This window comes from Loktanella sp. S4079, assembly GCF_000967725.1.
GTDB lineage: Bacteria > Pseudomonadota > Alphaproteobacteria > Rhodobacterales > Rhodobacteraceae > Yoonia.
Map to the genome: position 1 here is coordinate 18,287 of NZ_JXYE01000004.1, position 10,961 is coordinate 29,247.

Consider the following 10,961-nt stretch of genomic DNA (forward strand, 5'->3'; position numbering starts at 1 on the left):
GCAACAGGCCCCGACCTAGATCGCCAGAATATCTTGGAGCGATTTAAGTGTCTTGCGCTGCGCGTCAGTCCAGTCCTTGCGCCGCCCACGGAACAATGTCGCCTGAGACGCATGGATCAACCCATCATCCAGCACCTTTAGGCCATTCGCCCGCAGGGTTTCCCCGGTTGAGGTGATATCTGCAATTGCCTCAGCCGTTTCATTCTTGACCGTTCCTTCGGTCGCGCCCTGACTGTCGATCAACTGATAGTCGGCGACCCCCTGTTCACGCAGAAACTCGCGAACAAGCCGGTGATATTTGGTCGCGATCCGCATACGGAACCCGTGTTTTGCACGAAACGCAGCGGCTGCGGCATCCAAATCATCCAAAGTATCGACATCAACCCAGCCCTGCGGCACGGCAATAATCAAATCAGCGCCACCAAATCCCATCGGGGCCAGCTCGCTCACGCGGCTATCCCAATTCGCCAGCTTTTCACGCACCAAATCTGACCCGGTCACGCCCAGATGGATATTCCCAGCGGCAAGCTCGCGCGGGATTTCACCTGCCGAAAGCAGCACAAGTTCGACACCTTCGATACCATCAACTGCGCCAGCGTATTCGCGGTCAGCCCCCGATTTGCGAAGCGTCACACCGCGGCTGCCAAACCAGTCAAAGGTCTTTTCCATCAGCCGCCCCTTTGACGGCACACCAAGTTTCAGCATCACGAAATCCCCAAGGCCAAATCAGGGCGGATGACGCCGCCAACGGCTGGAACAGCGCGCCCCTCGCCCAAACGCGCCGTCAACGCATCATAGCGACCACCAGTCGCAACCGGCGGCAAGTCAGGGCGGTTCGCTGCATAAAACCCGAAAACAAACCCGTCATAATATTCCAATGACGTACGGCCATAGCTGCCCTCAAACTCGAGGTTATCAACGTCAACGCCACGCGCATCCAGCGCGCTGACACGCGCCTCCATCCGGGCGACGGCCTCGGAAATTGCGGGCATATCAACGGCGATGTCACGTAGGTGACTGAGGACATTGGGCGTGGTCTCACGCAAATCCAAAATCGCATCAATCAGCATCACCTCGTCAGAGGACAACGGTGGTTGTTGGGCATCATCACGCAATGCGGCAATCCGCGTCGCTACCTCCGCGCGACTGCGCAGCCCGACCTCTGGACCGGCATTCGCGAACGGGTCGCTAGCGGCCAGCAACGCCTTACGGCTCGCCGGCACCTTGCCACCTGCATACCGCTTGAGCAGCGCCTTAAAGCGATGTGGGCGCCAGATATGACGCAGCAAGGCAGCCTTGCGCGCGTCTGTCGTCTGCAATCCACGTACCGCAGCCGTCAAAATACCGATATCGCCAGTCGCCGCACGCACGGGTAAACCTGCCAGACCTTCGGCGATGACAGCGAATACCTCGGCGTCAGCCGCCGCTGCGTTTTGTCCGTCAAAGACCTCGTAACCGACCTGCATATATTCGTTGGCACGGGTTTCGTCGTTTTCTTGCTTACGAAATACCTTGCCCGCATAGGCGTAGCGCGCCGGGTCAGCGTGGCTTTCCATATGCATTTGGACGACTGGAACAGTAAAATCTGGACGCAACACCATTTCACCGCGCAGGGGATCTGATGTCAGATAGGCCCGCGCACGAATATCTTCGCCATAGAGATCAAGCAGCGTCTCAGCAGATTGCAGCACATCCGCTTCGATAACTTGCGCACCTTGGGCGGCAAATAGATCGCGTAGGCGGCGGGCCTCGGCCCGAGTTTCAGGTGAATTTGGCATTAGCTTTGACTGTCCAAAATCTCGCGCAATTTCGCGACCATTTGATCACGCGGCACTTCGTACTGGCTCGGGCGGTCTTTCCACTCCTCAAGCGTCGCGTTCTTTGCAATTTCGGCACCCAGAATAAGATCCTTGATCTGGACTTTCCCAGCGTCAAATTCATCACCGCCAACAATCACAGCAGCGGGCGAGTTACGTTTGTCCGCATATTTCAACTGATTGCCGAAATTCTTGGGATTGCCCAAATAAACCTCTGCACGGATACCGTTGTTACGCAGTTCAGCCACCATCGCCTGATAGTCAGCCATACGCGCGCGATCCATCACTGTCACAACGACAGGACCAGCAGCAACGGTGTCCAAACGACCCTTTGCGCGCAGCGCGGCGAGCAAACGATCAACGCCAATCGAAACACCTGTCGCCGGGACCTCTTGGCCAGTAAAGCGTTTGACCAAATCGTCATAGCGACCACCGCCAGACACAGAACCAAAGTTGCGTGGACGCCCTTTTTCGTCAGTAACTTCAAAGGTCAGCTCGGCCTCGAACACGGGACCGGTATAATAGCCCAGACCACGCACAACAGATGGGTCGATTTCGATACGATCCGCGTTGTATCCGCCCGCATCAAGCAGCTCAGCCATGGTTTCCAGCTCTGCAACGCCGTCGCCGCCCACTTTGGACGCGCCGACAAGCTCGCGCAGACGCGCAACAGTCGCGGCACCCGTGTCGCGTTTAGCCTCCATAAAGCCCATAACGATTTCAGCTTGCTCAGCGGCAAGTCCAGCACCTTTGGTGAAATCGCCACTGTCGTCCTTGCGGCCCTCGCCAAGCAATGCGCGCACGCCATCAACGCCAAGGCGGTCCAGCTTATCAATGGCGCGCAAGACGATCCCGCGCTCGGCGGCAAAACGATCTGGGTCAGTTGGGTCCAAAACGCCTGCGACCTCCATCACACCGTTCAGCACTTTGCGGTTGTTCACACGTACAACATAGTCGCCGCGCGGAATGCCAACGACCTCTAGGGTATCAGACAGCATCGCGCAGATTTCAGCGTCCGCTGCAACTGTTGACGCGCCCACTGTATCCGCATCGCATTGGTAAAACTGACGAAAACGACCGGGTCCCGGCTTTTCGTTGCGCCAAACCGGACCCATCGCATAGCGACGGTACGGCGATGGCAAATCATTGCGATACTGCGCAGCCACGCGCGCGAGTGGGGCAGTCAGATCATAACGCAGCGCAAGCCAGTCTTTATCCTCTTCCCACGCAAAAACGCCTTCGTTCGGACGATCGACGTCGGGCAAGAATTTACCCAATGCTTCAACCGTTTCAACGGCTGACGTTTCCAGCGCATCGAACCCGTAACGATGGTAAACCCCGGCAATCTTGGAGAGCATTTCTGTACGTTCTGCCACCTCCGCACCGAAATAGTCGCGGAAACCTTTTGGTGTCTGCGCCTTGGGACGGGGCTGTTTCTTAACCTTGGCCATATCGGGTCCTACCTTTACGGATCTTAGGTCGCCGTTTAACGCGGCAACGTCACAGGAGCAATGCAGTCCTGGAAAAACTGGTGAAACGTGTGATTAATGCGAAAATGCCATCTATGCACATCATCTGCGTTGGGCTAGATGATCAGCATGACAGATACTTTACACCTCGAAGAGCAAATCGCGCATCTGACACGCACGGTCGAAGAACTGTCAGATATTGTCGCACGCCAAGAATCTGAACTCGCGCTCGCGACAAGGCGGATTGCGATGTTGATGGAACGCGAAGCAACGCGCGAATATGATGCTGGCGGCACGATCCCTCTCGCGGATCAGCGCCCACCGCATTGGTAGTACGCTAGGCCGCGTTTAGCGAAATTGACCCCAACAAGCTGCTTTCGCTCGCTTTAGGGGCAAGGCGTGCAGTCGGCCCAAATGCTGCAATATCGTCCTCCAACTCAGGGAAGAGCGCGTAAATCTCAGCCGTTTGCTCTGCGTGCATACCATCGATGCCGACATGACCGGGGTGAAAACTTTCGCAAGGCGCATCATCAGCGTAAATCACCTCATGCTGATCAAACAGCATATGGTAGTATGTAATTTCACCACCTTCGCGACGCACAATCGTGTGCCCATTCACAAGCTGCTTTGCTGCTACTAGCACCTCGACCTCGCCGAACAAGAGTTCGGCTTGCCATCCTTGCATCAGCACACGGTGCTGCGGCGACAAAATCAAGGCGCGTGAGTTACCAATCGTACCAGAGGCCAGCTCAATCGGTGCGAATTTCCCGACCGCAGGCACAGTGCGCGAACCAATCCAACGAATTGGCTGCAATCCACGGTCCAACGTCATGACCATGTCACCCTCTTGCAGGTCCTGCACGGCGACTTTGCCTTTGTCCGTCTCGATCAGAGTGCCGTGGCCAAAGCAGACCACATCGCCGCTGAAATCGCCAATCCCCACATAGCCGCTGCGGATACCGCTGCTATCGCTACCCGAAAAGATGACGCGAACGCTGGCGACAGGAACGTCGAACGAAACCGTGATCGAATCCGGCGCACCTGGTCCTTCGACGCCAGTGCTCGCGTTACCATTCGCCTCAACCGTGGTGTTGTTCACAACCACATGGTTTCCGGTCAGGTTAGAGAACGTTGGGTTCAGCAAATTTCCGGCAGCATCAAACGCCAAAATCTGCACTTGGTCATCCCAGCCGCTCTGGTTGGAATCCAAATCCAGAATTTCAAAGCTGAGGTTATCGACCGCTGTCGAAAAGTTCATTTGAAGGCCGGATTCCTGATTGGACCCGACACCGCTCGCAAAAATCGAACCACCAAAATTCGAATAGAAACCCGGTGCGTTTGCCCCGCCGCTCCCAAAACCACTGGAAGTAAAATTAGTCGAATTCGCACCATCATTGATGGTCGCAGACCCATTGGGACTGCTAAAATCAGACCAATCGAACAAGAACGGCATCACTTCAACTCACTACAATCAGGTATTCCGAGGTTTGACCTAGCGGAACTTTGGGGCAAAAATGTGTACAGACTGTTTACACCTATCCGAAAAGATAGGCTCACAATCCGATTCAACGCCTATATCCTCGGATCGAGGGGAAGATTCAAATGCCTATAGTCACATTACCGCGAGAATCCGCGCAACGATTGGAAACTCGGATCGGTAGCCTTGTCAAAAACAAGGGGGCCAAGCTATTTCCAGCGCAGCAGGTGGTGATAGGCATCGTCTTTACGGACCAAGAAACCTCCGAATTCCACGGTGAAACTGGCGAGGCGATGATCCTCGCCGCGTCGACGCTCGCCATCATTACCGACGCTATCCCCGAATTCGAAGACGAGCGGCGCAACTATTGCTTCATCAATAATCCACGCGCCATCGCCAAGCTTGACCCATTCTTTGACCAAACGATCTAAGCGTCTTCAACCTCAATAACGCCATTCAAACTGCGCAATGCGCCTTTGATTTGCGGATTGACCGGAAATTCTTCGCCCAGGTCCAGTTCGACCTCACCCGGCAAATCCGGGTGCATCAGATTAAAGTAGATCGCCCCGCGCCCAGCCCGCACGCCATCTTTGATCGCATTGGTCAGGATGCTAGACACGGACGGGATAGCGTCCGGCGTGTCGATAAAGATACGCAAAGACGCACCGCCCGCATCTGCAATGACGTTATCAATCGGCGCGACCGAACGGCCCAGCAATTTCAGCTGATCGCTCTCCATGGTCGCTTCGCATTGAAGGACAACACGGCTGCCGGTCTCGAGGAAATCACGAGCGGCATCCAAAGTATCAGAAAACAGCGTCACCTCATATTGCCCCGTCGGGTCAGACAATTGCGCAAAGGCAAAGCGGTTTCCGCGTGCTGATTTTCGTTCCTGCCGCCCGGATACGGTGCCTGCCATTTTGACAATACATGCCCCGCGTTCTGCTTTTTCGGTGACCTCATCCAAGGTCAGAACTTGCTTGCGCTTGAGCGCGCTCATGTAATCATCAAGCGGGTGACCGGACAGGTAGAAACCAATCGCTTTGAATTCTTCAGCAAGCCGTTCGGCAGGCAACCAGTCATCCCCACCTGGCAGGCGCGGTTCGGGCAAGTCTTCGCCCGCGTCACCAAAGAGAGACACTTGATTTGATGCCTTTTGATCGTGGATCGCGGCAGAATAGGCCGAAAGCGCATCAAGGCTCAGCATAACGCGCTTGCGATTACGATCCAAAACGTCAAACGCCCCTGCCCGCGCCAGCATTTCCAACGGACGTTTCCCAACCCGCTTCAGATCAACACGCCGTGCAAAATCAAACAGGTTCACAAAGGGCTTGCCCTCTTCGCGGGCTTGGACGATCAGCTTCATCGCCTCAACGCCCACGTTTTTCAGCGCGCCCAGCGCATAGACCAATTTGCCGTCTTCTACGTCAAAGGTCGCTTGTGAACGGTTTACGCAAGGCGGGGTGTATTCGATACCAAGGCCCTTTTTCACCTCTTGGAAATAGACGCCCAGTTTGTCTGTCAGGTGAATATCGCAGTTCATCACCCCGGCCATAAATTCGACCGGGTGGTTCGCCTTGAGCCAAGCGGTTTGATACGACACAACCGCATAGGCCGCCGCGTGCGATTTGTTAAACCCGTAGTTCGCGAATTTCTCGAGAAGGTCGAAGACCTCACTCGCTTTCTTTTTGTCGACGCCATTCTCAGCGGCGCCCGCTTCGAACTTCGGGCGTTCGGCGTCCATCGCCTCTTTGATCTTTTTACCCATCGCACGGCGCAGCAAATCCGCACCACCAAGGCTGTAACCCGCCATGACCTGCGCGATCTGCATAACCTGTTCCTGATAAACGATAATCCCTTGGGTTTCTTCAAGGATATGGTCAATCAGCGGGTGAACCGAAGTAATCGGCTTAATCCCGTTTTTCACCTCGCAATAGGTCGGGATATTCTCCATCGGGCCCGGACGATACAACGCCACAAGTGCAACGATGTCTTCGATACAGGTCGGCTTCATGCGCTTGAGCGCATCCATCATCCCCGTAGATTCCACCTGAAACACGGCGACCGTCTTCGCGCTCGCATAGAGCTTATATGTCACCTCATCATCCAGCGGGATGAGGTTCATCTGATTTTCTGCACCTTCCGCAGGCTCGTACAGAACGGTGCCATCAGCAGCCTCGTGCAACTGCCGTCCGGATTTCAGGATCAAATTGAGCGCGTTTTGAATGACGGTCAGGGTCTTAAGGCCCAAGAAGTCGAACTTCACCAATCCCGCTTGCTCGACCCACTTCATATTGAACTGGGTCGCGGGCATGTCTGACCGGGGATCCTGATACAGAGGGACCAGTTCGTCCAACGGGCGGTCACCGATCACAACACCCGCCGCGTGGGTTGATGCGTTGCGCAGCAGGCCCTCGACCTGTTGGGCGTAGGTCAACAGGCGGTCGACAACCTCTTCGTTTTGGGCTTCTTCGCGTAGACGCGGCTCATCCGCGAGCGCCTTTTCAATGGAAACTGGTTTGACGCCTTCGACGGGGATCATCTTGGATAGGCGATCCACCTGACCGTAAGACATTTGCAAGACGCGCCCCACGTCGCGCACGGCTGCTTTGGATAGCAAGGCACCAAAGGTGATGATCTGCCCCACCTTATCGCGCCCGTATTTTTCCTGCACATAGCGGATCGTTTCTTCGCGGCGATCCATGCAAAAATCGATATCAAAATCGGGCATCGACACCCGTTCAGGGTTCAAGAACCGCTCGAACAGCAGTGAATAGCGCAGCGGATCAAGGTCGGTAATAGTCAGCGCATAGGCCACAAGGCTACCCGCACCAGACCCCCGGCCCGGCCCAACAGGAATGTCATTATCCTTGGACCACTTGATAAAGTCCGCAACGATCAGAAAGTAACCGGGGAACCCCATCCCCTCGATGATGTCCAATTCAAAATCGAGCCGCTTCTGGTATTCTTCGACCGAAACCGCATGAGGGATCACCGCCAAACGGGCCTGAAGCCCCTCATTCGCTTGACGACGTAGTTCGACAACCTCGTCATCTGCAAACTTCGGTAGAATTGGATCACGTTTGTAGGTCTTAAACGCACAGCGTTTGGCGATTTCTACAGTATTCGCGACGGCCTCTGGCAAATCCGCAAATAGGGTCACCATTTCTTGCGGCGACTTGAAATAGTGCTGCGGGGTCAATCGACGGCGGGGTTCCTGCTGATCGACATAGGCACCCTCGGAAATGCAAAGCAGCGCATCATGCGCCTCGAACAAATCGGTCTTAGGGAAATAAACGTCGTTGGTGGCGACCAGTGGCAGCCCCTTGGCATAGGCCATCTCGACATGACCACGCTCTGACAGGCGCTCTGCCTCAGGCGACCCATCCTCGCCGGGGTGACGCTGCAATTCGATATACAGACGATTTGGGTAGGTTACCGCCAGCCGATCGACCAGCTCTTCGGCCTTAGGACGCTGCCCTTGACGTAGCAGACGGCCAACCGGGCCGTCAGGACCACCCGACAAACAAATCAGCCCCTCGTGGTGGCGGCTCAAATCATCCAAAGTCACCTGCGGCAACTGCCCACCTGCGTCAACATATTCGCAAGAGTTCAGCTTCATCAGGTTCATATAACCCGCCTCAGACTGCGCGAGCAAAACGATTGGCGCAGGATCATCCGGGCGCTTACCCGGCTCGGGCGTCGTGTAACAAAGATCAACCTGACAGCCGACGATCGGCTGTATACCTGCCTTTGATGCACCTTCAGAAAATTCCAAGGCACAGAACATGTTGTTCGTGTCCGTCACCGCAACAGCAGGCATATCCATCGCCGCCGCCATGCCGGGCAATTTCTTGACAGGTATCGCCCCCTCGAGAAGGGAATACTCAGTGTGGACACGCAGGTGAATGAATCGGGGATCAGTACTCATGTCCCCAAACTATCTGATGCAGACGGGCATACAAGACGACAAAACCGGCTGGCGAAGCATACTTCCGGCAACATCACAGCAATCTTGAAATGTGAAATGATCTCACATCAATTCCGCCGGGGCCACAAACACCCTCGGAACAATGGACAACAATGGCCCAAGACAGCCCATTACGGTCTCACGGCGCTCACCCAAAACTGTGATAACTGCTTCATCTAGCGGGTTGCGGATGAGTAACCTGCGGGACTTTTATGCCTTTCGCTGCAGCCGCGATAATGACCGCTTCAAAGCGCCGTTGTTTTGTTGCCACTGCCCTTAATCAGACCTAACCTTATGCTAAGTTAACTTCTAAGTCGCTTGGTGTAGAATGATATTTTGGACCTTTCAGCAAACCGAATGGGCTATCGGCGGCGGACCAATAGCTTGGGTTGGTGATTTCATTGGCTACAAAGAGTCCAATTTCGGTCAGGCAATCAATAGCCTCGAAGTAACCGTTTTTTCAAACCCGCAACCTCAAGAATTCAGAAAGCCGCCAAACTCAAGTTTGCGACGGAAGGGCATCAGACAACCTCATGAGGCAAAGCTGCCTAGCGTCGTCTACCGCAAAAAGGAAAGAAAGCTCGGTATCAAGTGGCAGTCACAAAACCTGACCGAAGATGAAATGGAAATTTCAGGATGGCAAAATGCCACCCGATCTGTGTTCATCAGAGCCGTTCGAGATGTTCATGATGCGCTGGCTTGGGGCTTGAACGAACGTCTTTCGGGGCGAGATGATTTTGACATTTCGGCTTGCTTGGAGTGGGTGAAAGTCGCTCAAGTCCACGTACCTACAACTGACGAAGACCTACGCTCTGTTCTTTCTCGTCGTTCAGAGGAGCACCTCCATCTCGTTCGTACAAAAGACTTCCACAAAAAATTCGACATTGACTGGAGTTCAATGCACGAAGACGCAGCCTATCTTCTTTATCACCCCGATCTTTGGAACGATACAGATGAGAGAATGCCTCCTGGCAACCAACTCGGGAAGGGTATTCTGAAGAACTTTGATTACTATGAGAACACTTCACTCATCGGCATACTGACGAGTTTGGGGCTCTCAACATATGACAATGCGCTTGTCTACGACGACAAAATTAAGGCGTTGCAAGTCGAATTGGCCCTGGCATTCGCGCATATCAAGAAGAGCGGCGATGTGCCTGAAACTCTTACCGATGAACTCATACGAAAAATGAAGCTTGAATCGAACAACAAAAACTCGTTCAGGGTTCATCGTTCACGGCATGGCGTTAATAGTCATTTTCATTGGATGTCATACTACCTAGAGAAATTCACAAGCCAGAACCGTCGACACTTCCCTTAGCTCCGCCAAAACCACCATTCGTAACTGCAGCAGTTTCGGTGAGTTTGGGCTCCGACCCGCCATTCGTCGCGCATCGCAGGAGCGTTCGCTGTTTTGATACATGCCAAATTTTACAAGGCTCAATACCTGCGCATAGCAAAGCGCAGTTTCAAATGTATTGAGTTCAGCCCAGCCTTCATCGTGTCGTTTGGTTAATTTCGGCTAGCCAATTTCTAGCAGTCCGTTGCCTAGGTTGACGCATGTTTACGCTCTTGCATTGACGTGGTGCTATGGAATCGGAAATATGACGGTCCGATGACACAACAGTTGAACGCCTTTTTTGCTGCCATGTCTGACCCGACCCGACGGGCTGTGATTGAGCGGCTTGTGAGTGGCCCGGCCAGCGTGACCGAGCTACATGCGCCACATGATATGGCGCTGCCGACATTCATGCGCCACCTCGGCGTTTTGGAAAAATCGGGGATCGTTCATTCGGTCAAAAAGGGGCGCGTTCGGACCTGCCATCTAGAGTATGCGCCTCTTGTCGAAGCGCAAGGCTGGCTCGCTTGGCAACGCCATCTTTGGGAAAATCGCACTGACTAGATGGGTGGATCAAGATCCACCCTACGCCGCGTCGCTGGCCCATCCCTGCCCTAGGCAGTGTGAATTGTGTGCTGCGAGGTCTGCTTAGGCGGCTTCGCCCCGAACGCGAGCAAGACGTAATGTAACACCTTCGCATGCCCACCCCCTATCCATGCAATCTGATCAAGTTTCTTGCGCGGTGAAGCGATTAAATTTTGATCAATCAGTCAAATATCAAGCGCGCCGCCAGCGAATTAACCTTGCCAAATGTCGCGCGCACCGCTTTCATAGGTCAAAGCTTGGCCGCGCTGTCTACGCCGCATCGACAGTCCCGTGCCAAACGGAG

The 10,961-nt window shown here is 54.4% G+C and carries 9 protein-coding genes; 4 read left to right on the top strand and 5 right to left on the bottom strand.

All coding sequences use genetic code 11. The features are described 5' to 3' along the window. Positions 1 to 15 precede the first annotated feature (15 nt). From hisG to hisS, 3 genes are read right to left on the bottom strand one after another with little or no spacing between them, the layout of a single operon-like run. Positions 16 to 708, bottom strand: coding sequence for an ATP phosphoribosyltransferase (gene hisG, locus TW80_RS12085; protein WP_045997697.1), 693 nt, complete (start codon positions 706 to 708; stop codon positions 16 to 18). Further along, positions 705 to 1,778, bottom strand: a complete 1,074-nt coding sequence (locus TW80_RS12090; protein WP_045997698.1) for an ATP phosphoribosyltransferase regulatory subunit — start codon at positions 1,776 to 1,778, stop codon at positions 705 to 707. The genes hisG and TW80_RS12090 overlap by 4 nt, the downstream gene beginning before the upstream one ends. After that, a complete protein-coding gene (hisS, locus tag TW80_RS12095; RefSeq protein ID WP_045997699.1) occupies positions 1,778 to 3,268 on the bottom strand; it encodes a histidine--tRNA ligase in 1,491 nt (496 codons plus the stop codon). Before hisS ends, TW80_RS12090 begins: the two co-directional genes overlap by 1 nt. 147 nt (positions 3,269 to 3,415) lie before the next feature. Between hisS and TW80_RS12100 the strand changes: the two genes are divergently transcribed. After that, positions 3,416 to 3,619 carry a SlyX family protein gene (locus TW80_RS12100; protein ID WP_045997870.1) on the top strand — a complete coding sequence of 68 codons (204 nt, stop codon included), beginning with the start codon at positions 3,416 to 3,418 and terminating at the stop codon, positions 3,617 to 3,619. Between the two features lie 4 nt (positions 3,620 to 3,623). Here the strand turns inward: TW80_RS12100 and TW80_RS12105 are convergent, their stop codons facing one another. Further along, positions 3,624 to 4,544: a Hint domain-containing protein gene (locus TW80_RS12105; RefSeq protein ID WP_162197169.1), complete on the bottom strand. Its 921-nt coding sequence runs from the start codon at positions 4,542 to 4,544 to the stop codon at positions 3,624 to 3,626. A 344-nt stretch (positions 4,545 to 4,888) separates the two neighbouring features. Between TW80_RS12105 and TW80_RS12110 the strand changes: the two genes are divergently transcribed. Beyond that, complete coding sequence (locus tag TW80_RS12110; protein ID WP_157033267.1) at positions 4,889 to 5,194, top strand: hypothetical protein; 306 nt, start codon at positions 4,889 to 4,891, stop codon at positions 5,192 to 5,194. Here TW80_RS12110 and dnaE read toward each other — a convergent pair. Next, positions 5,191 to 8,694, bottom strand: coding sequence for a DNA polymerase III subunit alpha (gene dnaE / locus TW80_RS12115; protein ID WP_045997701.1), 3,504 nt, complete (start codon positions 8,692 to 8,694; stop codon positions 5,191 to 5,193). The two genes, TW80_RS12110 and dnaE, sit on opposite strands and share 4 nt — an antisense overlap. A 367-nt stretch (positions 8,695 to 9,061) precedes the next feature. On the opposite strand from dnaE, the gene TW80_RS12120 reads away from it, so the two are divergent. Further along, positions 9,062 to 10,054, top strand: coding sequence for a hypothetical protein (locus TW80_RS12120; RefSeq protein ID WP_045997702.1), 993 nt, complete (start codon positions 9,062 to 9,064; stop codon positions 10,052 to 10,054). A gap of 294 nt (positions 10,055 to 10,348) precedes the next feature. Further along, the gene (locus TW80_RS12125) at positions 10,349 to 10,636 is read left to right on the top strand and encodes an ArsR/SmtB family transcription factor (RefSeq protein ID WP_045997703.1); all 288 of its coding nucleotides are present in this window, start codon (positions 10,349 to 10,351) and stop codon (positions 10,634 to 10,636) included. The last annotated feature ends 325 nt before the right edge of the window (positions 10,637 to 10,961 follow it).